The 23,754-nt window shown below is 53.3% G+C and carries 10 protein-coding genes (1 of these 10 running past the window's edge); 8 read left to right on the top strand and 2 right to left on the bottom strand.

Annotated features, from left to right (window positions below; translation table 11 throughout):
• Positions 1–129: 129 nt before the first annotated feature.
• The 3 genes from A3844_RS18130 to A3844_RS18120 all read left to right on the top strand — a co-directional run bounded on the left by A3844_RS18130 (position 130) and on the right by A3844_RS18120 (position 4,302).
• Positions 130–2,097, top strand: a complete 1,968-nt coding sequence (locus A3844_RS18130) for a PTS fructose transporter subunit IIABC (protein ID WP_074108127.1) — start codon at positions 130–132, stop codon at positions 2,095–2,097.
• Between the two features lie 186 nt (positions 2,098–2,283).
• Positions 2,284–3,282 (top strand): Gfo/Idh/MocA family protein, encoded by a 999-nt coding sequence (locus A3844_RS18125; RefSeq protein ID WP_074108126.1) that lies wholly within the window; start codon positions 2,284–2,286, stop codon positions 3,280–3,282.
• Between the two features lie 87 nt (positions 3,283–3,369).
• Positions 3,370–4,302 carry an ADP-ribosylglycohydrolase family protein gene (locus tag A3844_RS18120; RefSeq protein WP_074108125.1) on the top strand — a complete coding sequence of 311 codons (933 nt, stop codon included), beginning with the start codon at positions 3,370–3,372 and terminating at the stop codon, positions 4,300–4,302.
• 170 nt (positions 4,303–4,472) lie between these two features.
• On the opposite strand, the gene A3844_RS18115 is transcribed toward A3844_RS18120, so the two are convergent.
• Complete coding sequence (locus tag A3844_RS18115) at positions 4,473–4,718, bottom strand: hypothetical protein (RefSeq protein ID WP_083606916.1); 246 nt, start codon at positions 4,716–4,718, stop codon at positions 4,473–4,475.
• Between the two features lie 298 nt (positions 4,719–5,016).
• Here A3844_RS18115 and loaP point away from each other — a divergent pair, with 298 nt between their 5' ends.
• The gene (loaP, locus tag A3844_RS18110) at positions 5,017–5,592 is read left to right on the top strand and encodes an antiterminator LoaP (protein WP_074108124.1); all 576 of its coding nucleotides are present in this window, start codon (positions 5,017–5,019) and stop codon (positions 5,590–5,592) included.
• 84 nt (positions 5,593–5,676) lie between these two features.
• On the opposite strand, the gene metK is transcribed toward loaP, so the two are convergent.
• Positions 5,677–6,915, bottom strand: coding sequence for a methionine adenosyltransferase (metK, locus tag A3844_RS18105; RefSeq protein WP_074108123.1), 1,239 nt, complete (start codon positions 6,913–6,915; stop codon positions 5,677–5,679).
• A gap of 444 nt (positions 6,916–7,359) precedes the next feature.
• On the opposite strand from metK, the gene fabD reads away from it, so the two are divergent.
• The 4 genes in view from fabD to A3844_RS18085 are tightly spaced (at most 32 nt apart) and all read left to right on the top strand, a layout consistent with a single transcriptional unit that may run on beyond the window.
• Positions 7,360–9,654: an ACP S-malonyltransferase gene (gene fabD, locus A3844_RS18100; protein WP_074108122.1), complete on the top strand. Its 2,295-nt coding sequence runs from the start codon at positions 7,360–7,362 to the stop codon at positions 9,652–9,654.
• Positions 9,655–9,675: 21 nt separating this feature from the next.
• Positions 9,676–10,341 (top strand): class I SAM-dependent methyltransferase, encoded by a 666-nt coding sequence (locus tag A3844_RS18095; protein WP_074108121.1) that lies wholly within the window; start codon positions 9,676–9,678, stop codon positions 10,339–10,341.
• Between the two features lie 32 nt (positions 10,342–10,373).
• The gene (locus A3844_RS18090) at positions 10,374–11,546 is read left to right on the top strand and encodes a zinc-dependent alcohol dehydrogenase (protein WP_074082876.1); all 1,173 of its coding nucleotides are present in this window, start codon (positions 10,374–10,376) and stop codon (positions 11,544–11,546) included.
• Between the two features lie 13 nt (positions 11,547–11,559).
• Positions 11,560–23,754, top strand: the 5' portion of a protein-coding gene (locus A3844_RS18085) for an amino acid adenylation domain-containing protein (protein WP_074108120.1). It continues 2,649 nt past the right edge of the window; the window shows 12,195 of its 14,844 coding nt (coding positions 1–12,195); it begins with the start codon at positions 11,560–11,562; the stop codon falls past the right edge of the window.

Genomic DNA, 23,754 nt, shown 5'->3' with positions numbered 1-23,754 from the left:
TGGTAACGCCTTTGGCGGTATTAATCCGTTTTTCCGGAAGTTCCGGTAAAAAGTTTGTCCGATATCCGGGAATAAGGTGGATATAATTTAGAATGTAAGCGCTGATAAAAGTGGAAAGGGATGATAGAAATGAAAATATTAGCGATAACCTCGTGTCCTAACGGCATTGCGCATACCTATATGGCAGCTGAGAATCTGCAGAAGGCAGGCAAGAAATTAGGCATTGAAATTAAGGTTGAAACACAGGGCTCCATCGGCGTGGAAAATGCGTTGACCGAGGAGGAAATACGTGAAGCTGACGGAATAATCATTGCAGCGGATAAAACGGTAGTAAAAGACCGTTTTGTCGGAAAAAAGCTGCTAGTTGTCGGGGTGCAGGATGGTATCCGTCGTCCGGAAGAGCTGATTCAGCGGGTCATGAAAGGCGAAGTGCCTGTGTACCAAGCGCAGTCTCGTTCTTCCGACAGCCGTTCGGGTGAAAAAGCACCGAAACAAAATCCGATTTACCGTCATTTGATGAATGGCGTCTCCTATATGGTACCCTTTATCGTCATCGGAGGGCTGCTTATTGCCATCGCATTGACGATTGGCGGTGTGAAGACACCGGGCGGTCTAGTGATACCGGAAGGCTCCATCTGGAAGAACATTCAGGATATCGGGTCTGCTGCATTTACTTTCATGGTGCCGATTCTGGCGGGATTTATCGCAATGAGCATTGCAGATCGGCCAGGGCTGGCTCCGGGGATCGTCGGCGGATTTATCGCCGCAAACGGAAGCTTATATGGCAGTGAAGCGGGAGCGGGATTTATCGGCGGGATTATTGCCGGCTTTCTGGCGGGCTATGTAGCACTCGGCATCCGCAAAATCAAAGTTGGCCGGGCGTTGCAGCCGATTATGCCCATTATCATCATCCCCGTGCTCTCATCCCTGATTGTAGGGTTGATCTTTATCTTTGTCATCGGATCTCCCATCGCCCATTTGTTTGAAGTACTAACCGGCTGGCTTGCCGGCATGCAGGGAACAAGCTCAATTCTGCTGGCTTTGATCCTGGGAGCGATGATCTCCTTCGATATGGGCGGTCCGGTTAATAAGGTAGCTTTTCTGTTCGGATCGGCCATGATTGGTGAAGGGAATTATGAAATTATGGGGCCTATCGCCGTAGCCATTTGTATTCCGCCTATCGGGATGGGACTGGCTGCAATGATCAACAAACGCAAATTTGCATCTGCCGAGCGTGAAGCCGGCAAAGCGACATTTACCATGGGGTTGTTTGGTATTACTGAGGGGGCAATTCCATTTGCGGCCCAGGACCCGCTGCGCGTGATTCCAAGCATCATGGCCGGATCAATGGTTGGATCGGTAATTGCGATGCTGGGAAATGTGGGGGACAGAGTAGCCCATGGCGGACCGGTTGTAGCTGTGCTGGGGGCCGTTGACCATGTTGTTATGTTTTTCATTGCTGTTATCGTTGGATCTGCCGTAACAGTGGTAATGGTGAGTCTGCTGAAGCGGGACGTTGCTATTGTGGCGGAGAGTACAGCAGTAGAGGCTGTTGCCCCGGAAAGCTTGGGAAATGATCCCCAGGTCAAGCCTGCCAAAACCTCTATAGCTGCTGACTTGGAAACAACTCAGGGCCGTCTTGAGAAACTGACGGATATTTTAACACCGGAGCTAATGGAGCTGAATGTAGCGGGGACCACAAAGGAAGCCGTTATTGATGAAATGATTGCAATCCTGGAAAGAAACGGGGCTATAAGCTCTGCAAGTGATTTTAAAGAAGGGATATTGGCCCGTGAGGACGAAAGCTCTACAGGCATCGGCATGAATATTGCTATTCCTCACAGTAAATCAGATGCGGTCCTGAAGCCAAGCGTGGTTTTTGGCATTAAGCAGGGTGGAGTGGATTGGAACAGTGTGGATGGCAATCACGCGAAGCTGGTATTTATGATTGCCGTACCGCGCAGCAGCAAGGGAAATGCCCATTTGAAGGTGCTGCAAATGTTGTCCCGTAAGCTAATGGATGATGATTTCAGAGAAGCGCTTCTTGCGGTTACGACGAAGGAAGAGGCTTATCAGTTACTTGGGCAGGTGCACTAATTTATCCGGTAGAAGAGTAGAACCCTACTATGCTTTGCTGGTTAAACAGAACTTATACAGGCTGGCGATCCCTTATCCAGGGGACACCAGCCTGTTTGTCTGCAGCTCTCGCCGAGCCTGTACTCACAAGGGATAGTTTGATAGAATCAAAAGTACTATATGGACAAAAACAAGGAGGATTCATCAATGACAATCGATAACGCTTACAAGGTGAAATGGGGAATTCTCAGCACTGGCTGGATCGCACACCAGTTCGCAACCGATCTGGCTCATGCATCGAACGGGATTGCCTATGCTGTAGGTTCACGCAATCAGGAAAGCGCCGATGAATTTGCCAAGAATCACGGTATTCCTGTAGCCCATGCCACGTATGAAGATTTGGTCAATGATCCCGAGGTAGATGCGGTTTATATCGGGACACCGCATCCTTTTCATAAAGATAACGCGCTGCTTGCGCTGCGTGCCGGCAAGGCGGTGCTCTGCGAGAAGCCGTTCACGGTGAACAGCGGCGAGCTTGAGGAGATCGTGGCCTATGCCCGCGAACATAAGCTGTTTCTGATGGAAGCCATGTGGAGCCGGTATATTCCGGCCAACGTCAAGGTCAGAGAATGGGTTGATGCAGAGCGGATTGGAGACGTACGGATGGTGAAGGCGGACCTCGGCTTCCGCACCGAATGGAACCCGGAAAGCCGTCTGCTGAACCCGGCACTGGGCGGCGGGGCGCTGCTGGACGTTGGCATTTACCCGATTTCCTTTGCCTCGATGATCTTTGGGCCTCACCCCGAAAAGGTAGCCAGCACTGTACATATGGGTGAAACGGGGGTAGATGAGCATTTCTCGCTGCTGCTGTCCTATGGCGATGGCAAATCGGCCTCCCTGAACGGCGGGGTACGCCTGAATATGCTGCAGGAGGCTTATGTGTTCGGAACAGAAGGCTATATAGTGGTTAAAGGCTCTTTTGTAAACCCGAAATCAGCTGAGTTGTATGTCGGCGGCGAGCTTGTGGAGACCTTTGAGGATGACCGGGGGTCCATCGGGTATGCCTTCGAAGCCGAGGAAGTGGGACGTTGCCTGCAGGCGGGACTAACGGAGAGCCCTGTGCTGACGCTGGATGAATCAGTAGCGATTCTGAAGCTGCTGGATCAGGTGCGCGCAGAGTGGGGGCTTGTCTATCCCGGTGAATAAACCCCGGATAGATACGTGGACATGATGATTATCTGTTCAGCAACCCACTCTCGTTAATACTTAGAAGAGGAATGCAGGAGGTGTAACATGGCACTGGATATGGATCGTTATCAAGGCTGCCTGCAAGGGCTGGCAGCGGGTGATGCGCTGGGAACCACCGTAGAATTCAAGGCTCCGGGGACCTTTGCGCCGCTGGAGGATATTGTTGGCGGAGGGGTGTTCAATCTGCAGCCGGGGCAGTGGACAGACGATACTTCGATGGCGCTGTGCCTGGCGGACAGCCTGCTTGCGTCCCGGGGATTTGATCCCGCCGACCAACTGCGGCGGTATGTCCGGTGGTTCCGCGAAGGCTACCTGAGCAGCACGGGAGAGTGCTTCGATATCGGGAACGCCACACGCTCAGCGCTGATGCATTTCGAGGCCAGCGGCGAAGCCTGGAGCGGGTCGGAGGATCCGCATGCTGCCGGGAACGGCTCGATTATGCGCCTGGCCCCGGTGGTCCTCTATTATGCTGAGGACCCGGCTGCCGCCATAGAGTACGCTGCACTCAGCTCGCGGACGACCCATGCTGCTGCAGAATGTGTGGATGCCTGCCGCCTGATGGCGGCCTACATCCTGGCCGGACTGCAGGGGTGGAGCAAGCAGGAGATGCTGGCCCCGGGCGCCTTCGGCGGCTGGCTGCACGAGGGGATGTTGTCCGGCAGCATTCTGGACATTAAGCACGGTTCCTACCAACGCAAGGCTCCGCCGGAGATCAAGGGTTCCGGTTACGTGGTGCAATCGCTGGAAGCAGCCCTTTGGGCGTTCCACCAGTCGACCAGCTTTGAGGAGGGCGCGCTGCTGGCGGTTAATCTGGGCGATGATGCTGATACTACCGGCGCCGTCTACGGCCAGATTGCCGGAGCATATTACAGCCTCGGCGGCATCCCTGCGCGGTGGTCTGACATGCTTACCCTGCGTGGTCTGATCAGTGATTACGCCGGACGCTTGTTTATGGAGCGTGCGGGAAGCGGAAAATAACGCGCGGGCAGGCGATCAGGGTTGGGGAAAAGGACACTTTAAAAAAGAATCCAATAAGCCTAATTTAAAGGGACAAATCGCTGTTCCTTTTTTTTATGGATAATAAAGGAGGAATGACATTAGTAGGGGTATCCCATTCAAGAAGGTGAAGACGCTAGTCTCGGGTGAAATTAGCGGCCAGATTTTTTTTTGAGCCACGACAATTGAGTGATAAGCTTGACTACCTCGGCGATGAGTTCTTCGATCTGCTGTTCGTAATCTTTTTTCATTGTGGTGATGCCCTTTCGGTCATCCACAAACAATTGTGAAAGGTTCTGAATGGCTTCATTTTTCCAGCGATTCAGAACATTCGTATGATTTCCTGCTTCGGAAGCGATCTGTGATATGGACTTTTCTTCTCGTAGCATCTCCAGCACGATCCGTGCTTTTTCTTACGGTGTAAACGTTCTTCTCGATGTCAGACAACTAAGGACCCCTTTTTTGCTGTCTAGTTTCTATGTAGCATTATATTTTGTGTTCTGTATAGCGTTTGTTCATTTACAGGATTATTCGAGAATCAATCGTATCATACACAATTCGAGGGACTTCGACAACAAACACAGGGTAATATGTATATAGTTGGAAGAGATTATAGTTAAAAACAATATAGTTAAAAATTATAATTTCTTCACGGCTTAAGGCTTTAGTTACCTGATGGGAGGTAGACGAAGAGGGATGAATTGGTACGCGTTGTACGTGCAAGCAGGACAAGAAGATTTAGTTCAGAAGATGATCCACAAGTTTTTCGATAAGACGGTGGTGCATGCGTTTGTCCCCAAGCGGAAGTTAAAGCAACGTAAACAAGGAAAGACCTATGAGGTTTGCCAAACAATGTTTCCTGGATATGTATTAGTGCAGACGCTGATGACTGTGCAAACGTATTATGATCTAAAACGAGTCCCCAGATTCTATCGCCTTCTCAACCAATTCGACAACTGTAAGGCTAAGGCTACTGCGAACCGGTCGATCAACAGTCTGGAAGATGCTCTTGAAGTCTATTCATTCTCTAAGATTGATGAAGAGGAAATTGCTTTGATTCTGGAGCTGGCAGGAACTGATGATATCATCGATTACTCCACTTTGTATGTGGAGAACAAGAAAGTAATTGTATGTGATGGCCCGTTAAAGGGAAAAGAAGCAATAATTAGAAAGATTGACAAACATAAAAAACGTGCGCGAATATCTCTGGAATTTATGGGAAGCGAGAAGTGGCTGGATGTAGGCATTGAAATGCTGGATATTGTCGAATAGTGAGAAAGCGGACAGGAGGATCGGCAACGGCATTAATATACATAAGTGTGCCGATTCTCTTGTCCGATCAGATTCAGCTGCACATTATGCGTTAGCGGATGCGATTTGGGCGCTTGTATGCAGGGCTTCCGCTGCAGCTTGCAGAGCTTCAACTTTGTCTGTGCGTTCCCACGGCACATCTAGGTCATTTCTGCCGAAATGTCCGTAGGCGGCGGTTCTGCGGTAGATGGGCTTGCGAAGATCGAGCATCTTGATAATGCCGGCTGGTCGAAGATCGAAGAGACCTCTGATTAACTCAACAATCTCACGATCGGCAATGGTTCCAGTACCGTAGGTATTTACCATGATGGACACAGGTTTGGCCACTCCGATTGCGTAGGCAATCTGAATCTCGCATTTCTCGGCCAAGCCGGCGGCAACGATGTTCTTGGCAACGTATCTTGCGGCATAAGCTCCGGAGCGGTCTACCTTGGTCGGGTCCTTGCCGGAGAAGGCTCCGCCGCCGTGTCTTGCATAGCCGCCGTATGTATCGACAATGATCTTTCGTCCGGTTAAACCGGCGTCCCCCTGCGGCCCCCCGATCACGAATCTGCCGGTCGGGTTAATAAAAATATTAGTGGATTCATCCAGGTATTCAGACGGTATAGCGTGTTCAATAACAAAGCTAATCATATCTTGTCTGATCTGCTCCAATGTAACGTTTGGGTCATGCTGGGTAGAGATAACCACCGTATCAATGCGGATCGGCTTGTCCTTCTCATATTCAACTGTAACCTGAGTCTTCGCATCCGGCCGCAAATAAGAAAGGGTCTTGGCTTTGCGCAATTCGGTTAATCTTCTGGCGAGCTTGTGTGCCAGCATAATGGGCATCGGCATAAGTTCAGGAGTCTCTTTGCAGGCAAAGCCGAACATAAGTCCCTGATCGCCTGCCCCGATCATTTCCAGTTCATCCTCTTCCATTTGTCCTTCCTTAGCTTCCAAGGCAACATCGACACCCATGGCTATGTCTGGGGATTGCTGATTGACGGCTATCAGCACCGCGCTGGTATCGCAGTCGAAGCCGAGTTTTGCCCGCGTGTAGCCAATCTCACGGATGGTGTTGCGAACGATTTGCGGGTAGTCGATCATAGCTGAGGTTGAGATCTCACCGGTCACCAGCATGAGCCCTGTCGAGGTCGCGGTTTCACATGCTACTCTTGCGTTGGGGTCCTGCATCAGAATTGCGTCGAGTATGGCATCAGAGATTTGATCGCACATCTTGTCCGGGTGGCCTTCGGTTACGGACTCGGATGTAAATAAATGACGGTCTTCCACACAAATCATTCCTTTCGACGAGAAAGATTAATATTTAACAATAATCCCTGGAATTGTAACACAAACTCTACGAAAATACTATATATTGACACAAAGTGGGTATATATGTATATTGAATTATTATATGGACTATTTTATATTAAAGATTAATAGATCAAAAATATGTAAGTATCTCCTCGTTGTGTTTTCTTAACGAATCACGTCGAGCCAATCGCTGTTTCGGCACGTTGGTCAGAATGATGCGACATAGCTGTATCGATCCGTAGTGTGTGGCCTACAGCAGATGAATGGGGGAACCTGCACCTTCTTTTTCTGTAATTATTATACATTAATTGATAATATTGATGAATTAAACCTATTCGGGAGACGGATAGGTCTTTTTTGTCATGGAGTAAGGGTCACTGATTCCATGGCCGACTATACTAATTTCGAGAATAAGAGGAGGATGCAATGATGCAAGCGTTCGTGTTCCCTGGTCAAGGTTCTCAGCATCTCGGTATGGGGGAGGCATTATTCGATGAATTTCCTGAGTTAACGGCTCAGGCTGACCGTATACTTGGCTATTCAATCAAACAGCTTTGTCTGGCGGACACTCAGAACAAATTAGGTCAGACTGCGTATACCCAGCCTGCCTTGTATGTCGTCAATGCATTAAGTTACATGAGAAAGGTACGAGCGACGGGCAAGCGACCTGATTTTGTGGCAGGGCATAGCTTAGGCGAGTTCAATGCACTTCTGGCGTCCGGTGCGTTTGATTTTGAAACCGGGTTAATGCTTGTCCAAAAGCGGGGAGAGCTGATGAGCCGTGCTTCGGGAGGAGGAATGGCGGCTGTATTGGGCTTGGGGGCAGAGAAGGTGAGCCAGGTTCTCTCAGAGAACGGCCTTGGCGGGATTGATATCGCCAATCTCAACATGCCGACGCAGATTGTTGTTTCAGGACTCAAACAGGATATTGAACAGGCGATGCCGTTTCTGGAGACAGCGGGAGCACGGATGGTTGTGCCTCTGAATGTGAGCGGTGCGTTCCATTCCAGATATATGGAGGAGGCGCGGCAGCAGTTCAGTGTATATTTGGACAGATTTGATTTCAAGCGCTGTGAACTTCCGGTGATCTCCAATGTCTATGCCAGGCCCTACCGTCAGGCCGATCTCAAGCGCAATCTTGCCGATCAAATTACGCATACCGTTAATTGGACGGACTGTGTCCGGTATATGCTGGCAATGGGAGTAGAGGCGTTCGAGGAGATTGGTCCGGGCAAGGTTCTGACAAAGCTGGTGGACCAGATCAGAAAGGAAGCGCCTCCACTCGATATGTTGCAGGGAGGCGATCTGGAGGACAGCCAGCCGGAGCAGGACGAATGGAAGCAAGCTGGCAATGCACCCACAAGCGCCTCCATAACCGCTGCTGACTTGGGTGATGCCGAGTTCAAAAGAGATTACGGGCTTAAAGCGGCGTACTATGCCGGGGGGATGCATCATGGAATATCCTCTGTGGAGATGACGGCACGGCTCAGCAAATCGGGTTATTTGGGATTTATAGGTACGAAAGGTCTTGGCATCCCGCAGATTGCCGATATGATTCAGTCCCTGCAACTGGAATTGAACGGAAAGCATACATACGGAGTGAATGTGGTTCATGATCCATTTGATCCCCATAAAGAAAAAGCTGTTTTTGAACTGCTCTTGCATCACAGGGTGAAGGTGCTGGAGGTGGCATCCTTTATTGGCATAACAAGATCGTTGGTGCTCTATCGGGCTGCCGGGCTTAACAGAGAAGCGGATGGCAGCATTACGGCCGGCAACAAATTGATCGCCAAGGTATCCAGGCCCGAAGTGGCGGAGGCCTTTATGAGTCCGGCTCCAGAGCCGTTGCTGCACAAGCTGCTTCAAGATAACAGCATAACCGCAGAGCAGGCCGATCGGTTGCGAAGCATGCCTATGGCAGACGATGTTTGCGTACTGGCCGATTCGGGAGGACCGACCGATCATGGATCTGCCTGGGTATTACTGCCCGTTATCCGGAAGCTCCGGGACGAGCTGATGAGTAAATACGGGTATGGCAGAAGGATAAGGGTCGGCTCAGGAGGGGGAATCGGTGTGCCTGAGGCTGCCGCAGCGGCCTTCATGATCGGCGCTGACTTCGTCATGACCGGTTCCATCAACCAGTGTACCGTAGAAGCGGGAACAAGCGTTGAGGTAAAAGAGCTGCTTCAACGCATGAATGTGCAGGATGTAGCTTCGGTTCCGCTAGGCGATCTGTTTCAAATCGGTGCGCAGGCCCAGGTGCTGAAGAGAGGCTTGTTCTTCCCGGCAAGGGCCAACAAGCTGTATGAGCTGTACCGCCTGTATGATTCGTTGGAAGAGCTGGACGCCAAGAGCAAGAGCATGGTCCAGGAGCGTTATTTTAAGCGCAGCTTCGAAGAAATCTACGAAGAACTTAAGCTCTCATGTACAGATGAGGAGTTGGACAAGGCCGACCATGATGCGAAATATAGAATGGCGCTCGTATTTAAATGGTACTTCGACCGTTCCGACCGGCTGGCCCGCAGCGGAAGCAGTGAGAACAAGGTGGATTACCAGATTTTTTGCGGACCGGCGATGGGGGCCTTCAACCGGTGGGTGGCAGACACAGACCTGGAGAATTGGCGCAGCAGGCATGTGGATCGAATCGCCGACAAACTGATGCATGCAGCCGCTGACTGGATGAATGAGCATGTTGGAAGAATGACCGGTTCTGTTCAGAATTAGAAAATTCAGGAGGAGTTAAGGATGGGAAAGCGTGCGTTAAACCTGACAGACGAGTTGTATGACTATTTACTTCAGGTATCTCTGCGGGAGCCGGAACCTGCCAGAAAGCTGCGCGAGGAGACCGGTCGTATGCTGTTGTCCGCCATGCAGAGTCCGCCTGAGGAGAGCCAGTTCATTGCCTTGCTGGTCAAGTTAATCGGTGCCAAGCGCATATTAGAGATCGGTACTTTTACCGGCTATACAACACTGCTGATGGCGATGGCGATGCCTTCGGATGGGCGTATCATTGCCTGTGACATTGACGACAAGTGGACAAGGATGGGGTACCGCTATTGGGAAGAGGAAGGGGTAGCCCACAAAATTGATCTTCGTTTGGCGCCTGCCCTGGATACGTTGGACGATCTGCTATCCAGAGACTATGCCAACTATTTCGACTTTATATTCATTGATGCGGATAAAGAAAACTATACAGCATATTATGAGCGTGCCATTCGTTTGATTCGTCCCGGCGGTTTGATCGGCGTTGACAATGTGTTGTGGGGGGGCAGCGTCATTAACGAGTGGAACCAGGGTCCGGACGTAAGAGAGATACGCAGCATCAACAAGACGATTCACCAAGATGACCGGGTTACTGTGAGCATGCTGCCGATTGGAGACGGTTTGACACTGGCCATTCGCAACAAGTAACACACACTATATTGAGGAAAGAGGGATTTCATATGGTTGAAACTAGGACTCTACTTGTACGGGCTGACAAAAATCCGGTTCCTGGAGTAGCCAATCCGTTGCCTAACCAAATCTATCAGAATGTGCGTGTATGTGTGGAGAACAGGGTGCTATCCCGGTTGGCCCCCGATGAAATCCGCTTGCAGATGCATTATGTAGGAATATGCGGGACGGATCTGCATCTGACTACGAATCATCCGGAAACCGGGTATATCCGCTGTACGTCTCCCCTCGAAATTCCTGAAGAGGGAAGGGTGATCGGACACGAGGGCGTTGGCCGAATAATCGAAGTCGGAGATCATGTCAAGCATCTTAAGCCGGGCATGTTCGTTGCGCTGGAATCGATCATCGTCTGTCATGTATGCGAGGTGTGCAAGCGAGGAAAGTTCAACCAGTGCAAGCATGCCAAGCTGCTGGGACTGGAGAAGGACGGCTTGTTCGGAACATTCGTTGATGTGCAGGCATCTATTGCGCACAACATTACGGACTATATTAATGATGAGCGGGATCTCATGGCCGCAGCCAATATTGAGCCTGCAGGGGTCGCCTATGTGGCGTGCGAGAATGCTGCATTAAAGGCGGGGGAGGTGGCGGTCATTTTTGGTGCAGGCCCGATTGGCTTATTAACCGCGATGTTAAGCAAGCAGGTATTCGGAGCATCAGAGGTGCACATCATCGAACCGATTGAGTTTCGGCGGGATTTTGCCAAAAAGTGGGCGGATTATGTGTATACACCTGAGGAATTTATGTCTAGTCCCCCTGGAAAAATCGACGTCGTATTTGAAACCTCTGCCATTGTGGAGAATGTTACCCGGATCTTCAGACATGTCAGCGAAAACGGCCGAGTTGTCTTACTGGGTCGCAAGGGCATTCCCCTGGAGATTACCGCAGTGGATCATATGATTACGAATGAAATCAAAATTATTGGGTCGCGCGGGCATTTATGCGGCGCATTCAGCCAAATCCTGGCGCTGCAAAAAGCGGGAAGGATTCATCTGGAGGATATTGTGACGCAAGTGGTTGACGATTTGAGTGAGATCAGGGATATGCTGCAGCATCATGAGAAGGTGGAGAATGAGAACTGCAAAGTTCTCATTGATCTGCAGAAACAGATGCTGCATATGTCAACCTCTTCTGTCGCCGGCGGAAGAACCAGGGACTTGTAAGGAGGAGCAGACGATGGAGTTGGCAATAGCTGAAATGTTGATTTCAAGCAGATCGCATTTTTTTCGGAAAGGCCATCATTACGATTATTATACTTCTTTCAATAGTCAGCCCCACTTGCACCCGATCAACATGGAAGGGCTGTCGGCCGGAATTACAGCGGATCAGAATACACTGGCTGAATTCGTGGATTCTCTGAAGCTGGCTTCTACGGAGTTGTCCCATACAAGGATACTTAAACAAGGTAAGGATAAGCAGACATTGCCGGAAGTGCAGCGGTTGTTCGCCCAGAATGTGCCGCAAGTCTTCCGGCTTCCCCATGGTGAGGGTGAGCAGCAGCGGCAGGCTCTTGAATGGGAGCTTGTTCGTCTTTTCAAGCTGTCCGAGGAGCAATGGAGTCCGGTCCGTTCGTTCAGTGAAGCCATCGGGGTTAAGCCACAGGTTGTAATCGCAGCCGTCTTCATAGCATTGCTCGCCAGGTACCCGGAGTATGAAATGAAAGCAGGGGTAAAGGCAATTGGCAAAAGAGGACGAAGCATAACCTGGTTTGACTGTTCCAATGCGGAAGGGAGGACGTTGCGGGCACTGATTGGACAAGTTAAGGAAGCGCTTCCCAATGATAAGGAAGCATCCTCCTATCAACTGCTGTTGCAGATTCCGAATCTCCCATTGGAGAACAAGGAAGCGGCTGTGCCGGACGCCGTAGTCTCGTTCCGGGAGGAAGGGGAGGCTTGCATCGGAGGGATTAAATACTCGCCGATATTGTGTGATTCGATCTCCGTCGAGTTGACGCTCCGGCAGTTCTTGAGCTTCCTCACGAATCTGTTGCAGGAACCGGATACGGTTATAGATCAAGTGCCTTTGATGAGCGGGGAAGAAGAGTCCTTCCTGCTGGAATGTGCCGGTTATGACGAAGAGGTAGCGTTTGAACAGTCGCTGTATGAACGTTTTGCACATTCAGCCTCCCTGGACAGTGATGCCGTTGCTGTTATTCATGAGAGCGGCAACGGCGAAACGGATGCGTGGTCCTTCCGCGAGTTGTCAACTGCGGTTGACAGACTCGCATTGCGGATCAGCAGTCTGGGCATCGCCCCCGGTTCTTCCATCGGGGTTTACGGTGAAAGATCCATCCACACCATCGTTTCAATCCTGGCTATATTTAAGCTGGGACTTACGTATGTTCCATTGGACGGAAGTTATCCAGAGGCACAAATTCTTTATATGATTCAGGATGCCGGCCTCGTTCTGATTCTGGACACGGATTCCCGAGAATGCTTCATCGACAGCGGGCGTGTTCCGGTACTTCGCCTGGACGGACCAGACCCGATCTCCGGCGAAATCGGTGAGGATGGCGGAATACTGCCGGATACGCTCTATGCCTCTGACGGTGCTTCACTCATTCTCTATACATCAGGATCGACCGGTACTCCCAAGGGGGTCAGACACAGACAGCAGCAGCTAATCAATTATTTCAACCACATGTGGACCCGATATCCGTTCAGACAGGGGGACCGGACCTGCCAACGGACCAGCATGAATTTTATGCCGTCCATGTGGGAATTTCTTGGGGCGCTTCTGCAGGGGATTACAACGGTGATTCTGTCCGATACGGTTGTAAAGGACCCGGGTAAGATTATACACGCACTAGATAAACATAAGGTCAGCTGTTGCACGATGCTTCCGTCCATGCTTCGCCGGATGTTTGAATCGTCTGAGGATTTAACCGTTCTGAAGCAGGTTCGGATGTGGATGACGGTCGGAGAGCCGTTCACGCTGGATTTGTTCAAGCCATTTATGAAGCACTTCCCGGATGCTCTGCTCGTAGCTGATTACGGTGCGACAGAGGTGAACGGAATCATGCAATTTACAACGGCAGACTGTGATCTTGCAGAAGGCAAGATGGCCTGGTTCAGACCGATTACGAATGTCAAGGCTTACATTCTGGATTCCCGGATGCGATTGTGCCCTGTTGGAGTGCCCGGAGAGCTGCACATCGGCGGTGCCTCATTGGCCGTAGAGTATGTGAATAGGCAGGAGGAGACGGCAGCCAAGTTCACCAACAACCCACTTCGCGGAAGCGCGGGAGAGCGGTTGTACAAGATGGGGGACATGGCCCGTTATTTGCCGGACGGAACCATCCAGCTGCTGGGCAGACAGGATCATCAGGTGAAGATCCGCGGAATCCGTATCGAGCTATCTGCCGTCGAGAAGGTGCTGGGCGAAGTTGAGCGGATACAGGAATGCGCTGTTGTGGCCAAGGAGAGCGGCAACGGGACCAAACGGCTGGTGGCCTTCCTTGCCTTGAAGCAGGATGCTGTTTTTTCGGACGAGGAAGTAAGGGGGTACCTGGGTGCAAGATTGCCGGAGTTTATGGTTCCGTCCTCCTTCATCGTTCTGAAGGAAATGCCGCGAACTCCCAATGGCAAGCTGGATCGTCACAGACTAATCAAGGCCGATACCGCTGCCCTTGTGCGTGAGCTGGAAGAAACGGCGGGCAAGGCTGCGAACGCTGTCGTTCCGCCGGTTGAAGCTTCTGCCGAACTGGACCATGACACCGTCAGGGATGAGCTGCTCCGGATTGCAACAGAAATCCTGGGAGGTGGCCCGGACGAGATCAAGCCGCATCATAAATATTACGAAGTCGGCTTCGATTCAATGACCATCGTTGATTTCATGAACCGGATCAAAGCGTTGTTCGCGGTCAAGCTGGAGGTTACGGATTTCTACGATCATCCCAGCATCAAGGATTTGGTTATGTTCCTGGCCGGAAAGGGGGTCCGTCCAGTTCCGGTTGCTCCCCCGCTGCCCGAGCCGGGCACTGCTGCCGTGGACACCGGCAATGCTTCGCAGGAGGCCAGTTCGTCTGGACTTGCAGCAACGGATGATCCGGCCAAGCCGGAGGACGACGTCTCGACGAGCCGGCAGCCGGTTGACAGAAAAGTAGCCGTAATCGGCTTGTCCTGCAGATTTCCGGGGGCCCGGAATGCCGAAGAGTATTGGAGCAATCTGGCCGCCGGCGTCTGCTCCGTAACGGAGATTCCCGCAGGAAGATGGGAGATGGAGGCATTTTATGACCCGGATCTGAAGAAGCCGTTCCGGTCTGCCAGCAAATGGGGCGGATTTATGCAGGGCATCGACCAGTTCGATTCGGATTTTTTTCGGATCTCTCCACGGGAGAGCGAAATGATGGACCCCCAGCAGCGCTTGATTCTCGAAGAGTGCTGGAAGGCGATGGAAGATGCGGGCTATCAGGAAAAGGAGCTTAGCGATAAGGCGGTTGGCGTATACATTGGCGGAAGGCCGGGGGATTATGTCCAGTTGATCCGCGACCGGCAGCTTCCCCACGATCATTACACGACCATGGGCAATGATAACGCCATTCTGTCAGCCCGGATTTCGTATTATCTCAATCTGAAGGGTCCATGCATAACGGTGGATACCGCCTGCTCTTCTTCGCTTACCGCCATCCATTTGGCTTGCTCCGACATTGCGGCGGGCGAGTCAGAGATGGCTTTTGCAGGAGGCGTGTCCGTGATGTCGTCTCCGGCGCTGTATTATCAGTCCTCCAGTATGGGGATGTTCTCCCCGGATGGACAATGCAAGGCATTCGATAATGAGGCCAACGGGATGGTGCCGGGCGAAGGTGTAGGAATCGTCATTCTGAAAAGCCTGGACCGGGCATTGGAGGACGGGGACCACATTTACGGGGTAATCGTTGCCTCCGGAATCAATCAGGACGGCAAAACCAATGGAATAACCGCTCCGAGTGCTGCCTCGCAGCAGCAATTAATCCGAAATCTGTATGCTAAGTACAAGCTTGATCCTGAACGGATTTCGTATATCGAAGCCCATGGAACCGGCACCAAGCTGGGGGACCCGATCGAGATCAAGGCGTTGACGGAAGCATTCGCCGGCTGGACGGATCGGAAGGGGTACTGTGCGGTCGGTTCCGTAAAGACGAACATCGGCCACACGATTGCTTGCTCCGGGGTAGCCGGGCTGGTAAAGGTTCTGCTGGCAATGAAGCACAAGAAACTCCCCCCGTCGCTGCATTTCAAAAACGCTAATGAGCATATTGATTTCGCCGGCAGCCCCTTCTATGTCAACACGGCGCTTAAGGATTGGGAGGCTCAGGGCCCGCGAATGGCTGCAGTCAGTTCATTCGGCATCAGCGGAACCAACGTGCATCTGGTTGTTGAAGAAGTGCCGCACGCCCCGCGGGGCGGCAGCGATTCACTTCCGTACCACATCGTGCCGCTTTCTGCCAAAACGAAACGGGCACTGATGGCCAAGGCAGGCGAATTGGCCGTTTGGCTGGATAAGGAAGGGAGTGGCTATACCCTAGACGAGATCGGCTATACGCTGCAGGCGGGACGGAGCATGTTTGATTGCCGTGCAGCCTTCGTGGCGGCGGGCCACCACGATCTGAAGCGCAAGCTGGAAGCCTTTCTGAACGGGGAGGAGCTGCCGTATATTTACAGCAATCTTCGTCCTCAGGCGAAGGCGCAGGCAGAGGAGCACGGCCCATACCGGCAGGACACGCTTGTCAGAAGACTTGGCAAGGCAGGCCTTGAACGGGAGGAGTACAGAAATATAGCCGGTCAGATCGCTGTATGGTTCGTTCAGGGACAGGATATCGACTGGAACCTGATTCCGCGCGACGGCCGCCTCGGCCGGATTTCCATGCCGGTCTACCCGTTCGAACGTCAGAGCTATTGGATTGCAGGGACGTCGGAAAACCGCCCGCAGGTGCAGCTTGAAGAGAAACACGCCAACCCTGACCAGAAGTTACACCCTTACCTGGGGGAGAATGCCTCTACGCTGAAGGAACAACGATTCAGAACCGTCTTTTCGCTGAAGGATGCCGAAGTACGGGAGCATGTCATACATGGGGCGGCTGTACTTCCGGCGGCGGTCATGCTGGAGATGGCAAGGGCAGCCGGGGAGTCTGCTTGCGAGCAGAAGATACACTTAATTTCTTCTATTGTATGGAAAAAAGAGCTTCGCTTCACCGGGGAATCAAAGCAGGTGGCTATTCATCTCTCGGAGCGGGAAGCTGCTGTTCATTTTACGATAACGGAGCAGACTGACGACGGCCCTCAGACCGTATGCCAAGGCAAGCTGGAGCCGGATGTTGCTCCCCGGTCAGCCGCAAGGTACGAGAAAACCGCTTCAATTCTGGATAGATGCACCCGGTCGAGGCCGGTTGGCGAGCTATATGCTTCCTTTGCGGAGAAGGGGATACGCTACGGCGCGGGCTATCAAGTAGTGAAGACACTCGCGTACAACGGGAATGAACTGCTGGCCCGGCTGGAGCTGCCGGACGGACAGGCAGGGCAGACCGGCGGAGAAGCCCCCTATTATGAGCTGCTGCCCCAGATGCTGGACGGGGCAATGCATGCTATGGGCGGCTTCGACGAGCTGTTCGAGGCGGATCATTCGTATGTGCCGTTTATGCTGGGGCAGCTGGAGCTTTATCGGCCTCTAGGCCGACAGTGCTGGACCCATATCCGTCTCCACCGCCCTAATGAAGCGGGTCATGGAATAATTAAGGCTGATATCGACGTATTTGACGAGCAGAGTGAATTATGTTTGAGCATGAAAGATTTTGTAATCAAAGCGATAACAACACCGGGGAAAACGGTTGTCAATATAACGGCGGAGCCGGAAGTGCTGTTTTTTGAAGGCCGCTGGAAGAGTAAGGAACTGCTCATATCGTCTCCTGCTGCAAACGTCAAGAACATAATGGTATTCGGCAGTGAGGAATACCGGGTGCCAGCAGGCGCTCTTGCGGAGCAGCGGGTCATAGTTGTCAAGCAGGGAACGTCATGGAGACAGCTGTCGGATACAATGTACGAAGTGGGCTGCGAATATGCGGATTACAGCAAACTTATGGACGTATTATTCGAACGCGGCTTCCGGCCTGACGAAATCCTGCATTTATGGACGCTGGATACCGGCATGTACCGCGACCCCTCTGTTCATATGGAAGCAGGCGTATACTCGTTGTATCTGTTAACCAAAGCATATATGCATGGGCCATATAGCTCGGAGACGGTGCGTCTGGTCTATGCATACTCCGGCGAGAACAACGATGCGTATCCCCACTACGCGGGAGTCAACGCCTTCCTTCGGACTGCGGCGGCAGAGAATCCGCGATTCCGCACCACAAGTGTCATGCTGGAGCCTGATCTGCTGCGGAAGGACTGGGCGGCCTGTTATGCCAGGCTGAGCAATGAATTGAATGAGGTGTCCGGGGATTCGGAGGTTATGTACTCCGGGCCTGGGCGGAGCGTTAAGGTTATGGAGTCCGTTGAACTGCGGCAAGTGCCGGAAGCCGGGCCAGTCTACCGTGGAACATACGTGATTACAGGCGGTCTTGGGGGCATTGGCTATCAATTGGCCTGCCGCATGCTGGCTGATCCCGGCTGCCGGGTCATCGTCATCGGGCGTTCCGAACTGGATGAAGTGCGAAAGCGCAGGCTGCAGCAATTACAGACATTTGCAGGCGAAGCCCATTACATCCAAGGGGATATCGCCAGCTATAGGGAGGCCAGAAGCGCTCTGCAGGAATGCCGGAAGCGTTATGGACCTATCCAGGGAGTGTTTCATTGTGCGGGGGTAACCCGTGATGCTTTATTGTTTCATAAGGAGCGCCATGATTTCGATGCCGTGCTGCAATCGAAGGTATGGGGCACCTTGAACCTTGATGAGTTGACTGCTTCCGATGATCTTGAGTTCTTTGTTCTGTTCTCGTCCATTTCGTCTGTGTTCGGCAATGCCGGTCAAAGCGATTATGCCTATGCCAACCGCTTTATGGACGAATTCGCAGCGGGAAGGGAGCAGAAGCGTCTCAACGGCTTAAGGTCCGGCAAAAGCTTGGCGGTGAATTGGCCCTTGTGGGCAGACGGAGGTCTGCAGCTGACGGAGGCGTACAAGAAGAAGCTGCGGATGGAGCTGGGGATGGCCGAGCTCGGCAGCCGAGCAGGAATAGCCGCCTTAGAACAGGCGCTGCAGTCTCCGTATCCGTGCCTTGCCGTTCTGGCCGGTGATCCCGAGCTTCTGTTGCAGCGGACAGCCAGCCGGCTGTTCATTCAACCGGGAGGGCGGCCGAAGCAGCTGCAACCGTACGCAGCTGCTTCGGCCGGGCCGCATGACCGGCTCTCGGCGCTTCCTGGGGTGAAGGCGCCGGTGAAAGCGCCGGAAGATGACGCTGTCAAGCTCAAGCGGGTAGAAGAGCTGCTGATAGGCCTTGTGGCCACCGAGACCCGCCTGCCGGCCGGGAAGGTGCAGCCGCAGCGCAGCATGGATGAATACGGCTTGAATTCTTTAATGATTATGAATATGACGGGGGAGCTAATCAGTCAATTTGGAGCCTTGCCGCAGACGGTATTCTTCGAGCACCGCAATCTTAAGGAACTGGGGGTCTATTTAGTGAAGGCATACCCGGATCAGACGGCGAAGCTGTGCGGAGAAGCCGAGGACCTCGCCGTCAAGGAGCCTGAGCAGAAGACAGGAGAACGCTTTCTTCCGGAGGATGCAGCTGCAGGAGACCCGGCGGTCAAGGAGCAGGAGACTTCCCTGGCTGAATCTGCCGGGACAGGGAAGAACGGTGATAAGGATGAACGGATTGCCATTATCGGGATTAGCGGACGTTATCCGATGGCCCGGACCCTGGAAGACTATTGGAACAATCTAAAGTCGGGCAGGGATTGTATTGCCGAGATCCCGGCGGACCGCTGGGATCTGCACGCTTTCTTCGATCCGAACAAGGAAGCGAAGGGGAAGAGCTATACCAAATGGGGCGGTTTTCTGGACGGCATGGAGGAGTTCGATCCGCTTTTTTTCAATATATCGCCCAAGGAAGCGGAGCTGATGGACCCGCAGGAAAGGCTGTTTCTGGAATGTGCATGGGAAACGCTGGAAGACGCCGGTTATACGCGCAAAGCGTTGGATAAAGCCAAGGTAGGCGTATATGTGGGAGCGATGTGGAGCCAGTATCAGCTGTACGGCGCCTCAGGAGATGAACGGGAGAAACCGACCTCAAGCTTCTCCTCCATTGCCAACCGGGTATCGTACGTAATGGATTTTACAGGTCCCAGCATGGCGGTAGATACTATGTGCTCCTCTTCGTTGACTGCGATCAAGCTTGCCTGCGACAGCCTTGCTCGCGGGGAGGCGGATTATGCGCTTGCCGGCGGAGTGAACGTGGCCTCGCATCCCAATAAATATATTTTGGTCAGCCAGGGCAAATTCGGCTCCACGGACGGAAGATGTCGCAGCTTCGGCGAAGGCGGAGACGGGTATGTGCCGGGTGAAGGCGTAGGGGCCGTGCTATTGAAGCCGCTGGCCCAAGCCGTCCGGGACGGAGATTCCATCTATGGCGTAATTGCGGGTACTTCGCTTAACCATGGAGGCAAAACCAACGGATATACCGTTCCGAGCCCGGTATCCCAGGCGGAGCTGCTGAGCCAGGCATTTCATGAGTCGGGAATTGACCCGCGCACGATCAGCTATCTCGAAGCCCACGGCACCGGAACCGCTCTGGGAGACCCTATTGAAATCGAGGGCATTAACAGGGCGTTCGCATCCTTTACGGAGGATAAGGGTTTCTGTGCCATAGGCTCAGTGAAGTCGAATGTGGGGCATCTTGAATCGGCGGCCGGGATTGCGGCACTGACGAAGGTGCTCTTGCAAATGCGCGAGCAGATGCTGGTACCGTCGCTGCACGCTGAACAGTTAAATCCAAGAATCGATTTCCGGAATTCTCCGGTCCGCGTTCAGCGCGAATGCAGTGAATGGAGACAGCCTGTCCGCACGGTGAACGGGAAGCAGGAGAGGTATCCGCGCCGGGCGGGAATCAGCTCCTTTGGAGCAGGGGGCTCCAACGCTTTCCTGGTCATAGAGGAATATGCAGAGGAGCAAGCCGTCTCCGGCAAAAGGTCAAGCGATAACAGACAGTCTGCTTCCATAGCGGTGCTCTCCGCCAGGACAAGGGAACGGCTGTCTGAGTATGCAGGTATCATGAAGGCATTTGTGGACATCCGGCGATTGCAGGAAGGAGCGGCGGCAGGCGCAGAGGAACCGGCTGCGGCTTATTCGCTGCTGGAGTACATCGAGGCGGTGACCGGAGGCGGACAGGAGCAGCTGGATGCAGGGGAAATGCTCGGAGATGTATTGGGCACTGCGGCCGACATCATGCAATTCGCATCCGGGATTAATCAGAGGTTCGGGGTTGAACTGAATCTGCACGATGTGGCAGGCGGTCTGACGGTCGGCGGCCTGGACAAGCTCATTGCGGATGCCAGAAGACAACGCGAAGGGGCGGCGGCAACCGCAGTTCTGCAACCCCTTCGGACAGGCGCCGGCGTTGCGGGCTGCTCGTTGCAGGATTTCGTCTATACGCTACAGACCGGCCGTGAACACTTTGAGGAGCGGCTGGCTATCATCTGCGAGGATTTTAATGAACTGAGCGATCTGCTGGATGTGTATCTTCAAGGCGGCGATGCGCCGGGGCTATACTCCGGATGTGCAGCGGACAAGCTCCTGTTCGGGCAGGTTCCTGCACTTGACCTAGACCCTGAGCTTGTCGATCTAACGGCCAGGGACCGTCTGAATGATATTGCCAGAAGCTGGACGGAGGGCTCTGAAATTCCATGGAAAAAATTGTTTTCGAACTCGAAGCGCCGTCCGGTCCGGCTGCCGACCTATCCCTTTAGCAGAGAACGTTACTGGGTAGAGACCCGCTGCACACTTCAGGCAACGGTGGAGGCGACAGCTGCCGACACTCTGCTGCCATTTATAGATGCGAATGTATCCACTTTTGAAGGTCTGGCGTATACCAAGCTTTTCGACAGGGAGAATGCTCTGATCCAGGATCATATTGTGCAGGGAGCTGTTCTTGTTCCGGGTGCGGCCATGATCGAGATGGCCAGGTCGGCCGGCTCGCTGGCGAAGCCGGGGACAATCGTTGCAGGGCTGAAGCATGCAATGTGGTTCTCGCCCCTTGATGTAACGGCCGGAAGCAAACAGGCGACGATCATGTTAACCCCGGACGGCAACCAAGCGAAGTATACCATTGTTACCGGCGTCCAGGGAGAGCAGACGGTTCACTTTAAAGGTACTCTGTCCTATGGAAACGCTGCCCCCGGCAATCCGCTCGATCTTTCAATGATAAGAAAGCGGTGCCTGAACTTGATCTTCCCTGCCGAGCTTTATTCCGGTCTCCATGATCGGGGTCTTCAATACGGCCCCGGTTATCAGGTTATGGCGGAGCTGTATCACAATGAGGTTGAGGCACTGGGCCATATCCAGCTGCCGTCCGGAAGCCGGCAGTATGAAGGCGGCGGGGGCCATCCGGCGATATGGGATGGGGCACTGCATTCGGTTGCCGCTCTGGCATGGGGAGAATCGGCCGAACAAGCAGGGCTGCCGTTTGCCATTGAGGAAATTGCATTCTATGGCGCCCTGCCGAATGAGTGCTGGGTATACACCGTAAAGGGCAGCGCAGGATATGACATTACGATCTGCGATATGTCCGGGAACCGCTTGGCCCAGATGGACGGCTTCCGCTTGACCGGAACGCCTGGCCCCAAGAAGCAGGCGGAAGACAAGGGGCTTATGTATGTGCGGGAGCAATGGAAGCCGGTTAAACTGGCAATTCAAGTGCCATCCATGAAACGGAGCTTGCTTATCTTCGACGACGACAACGCAAGGTTCGAGCATATAAGGGATGAGCTGAGCAAGTCATACTCTACGATTGTGCGGGTGCGTCCGGGGACTGCATTCCGTAGAACGGAATCGGGGTTTGAGCTGAACCTGGAGGAGCAGGAGGGATACCTTAGACTTTTCCAATCCCTTCGGGAGTCCAGTCTCCGTGACTTCCAGATCATGTGGTTATGGAGCGAGACGAACGCCGGTGATGCTTCCGGCAGCTATAACGTGGACCATGTACACCGCTCGGCGCAGCGCCTGCTCTGCTTCACCAAAGCAATAGCCGGTGCGGGGGGGAGTGAACAAACGAAGATTCTGTTTGCTTACACGGGGCAGCATCCGGAATGGGAGAGCTCCTGCGCAGCCGCTTTTGTCAAAAGTGTCTGCCTGGAGAGCAAGCAGGCGGTCTATAGAACGGTCCGCGTGCATGACCGGCTGCAGGCTGCGGAGCTGGCTCAACTGCTGTATCGGGAAGTAAACGCCATTCAGCAATCCTTTGCGGAGATTGCGTATACCGGCGGTATACGGATGATGCGGCTGCTGGAGGAAGCGGATATCGGCCTTCGGCTGAATGCCGATATCCGCCAGCATGCCGGGTCGTCTCCCCGCAGTCATGCACAGGAGCGGCCGGTATATGTAATCACCGGCGGAGCAGGCGGGCTGGGCCTCGTCTTCGCCCGGTATTTGGCGTCCTTGCGCCCTTGCATCCTTGTGCTGGCCGGAAGGTCGGAGCTGAATTCGGAGAAGCAAGCGGTGCTGGAACAGCTTGGGGAGACAGCCGAGATATCGTATCTGAGCTGCGACTTGTCGGACGCTGCGGATACACGCCGACTCTTTCAGATCATCGGGCAGCGGTACGGGGCCGTTCACGGTGTGATCCACGCCGCCGGAGTCACCAGGGATTCATTGGTGAAAGGGAAGTCCGAAGCAGAATTGCAGGCTGTGCTTGCGCCCAAGGTAAACGGGATCTTCCATGTGGATGAAGTCACCAAGGAAGAACCGCTTGAATTTTTTGTGGCCTTCTCTTCTATAGCGGCGGTGGCGGGAAGCCGAGGACAGGCCGACTATGCGTTCGCCAACCGTTATATGGATGAGTACATGGAGCATAGGCAGCAGTTAACGAACATCGGCCGGCGCTCCGGTGTATCGTTATCCGTGAACTGGCCTCTGTGGCAGGAGGGCGGCATGGTGATGCCCGCTGCCGTAAGCGCCAGGATGGAAGAAGAGACCGGTCTGTCGTCTCTGCAGACCGACCGGGGAGTGCGGGCCTTTGAAGCGATGCTCGGTGCCGGTTATCCCCGGCTGACGGTGGCGGAAGGACGGCTGAACAAGGTGAGAGACTGGCTGTTCCCGCCGCAGGACCTACCTGCTGCCGAAGCTTCGAGGCTGGAGGCGGATGCGGCTGCCGGCCTCCCAGGTAGGGGGGATGATCCGGCCCCGGAGCAGGTTGCTGCATTTGTGAAAGAAATGATCTCCCGGACGACAAAGGTAGCGGTG

It is taken from the genome of Paenibacillus helianthi (assembly GCF_001909055.1).
Classification (GTDB): domain Bacteria; phylum Bacillota; class Bacilli; order Paenibacillales; family Paenibacillaceae; genus Paenibacillus_AQ; species Paenibacillus_AQ helianthi.
Note: the sequence above shows the minus strand (reverse complement) of the source record. Positions and strands in the feature narration are given on the sequence as shown.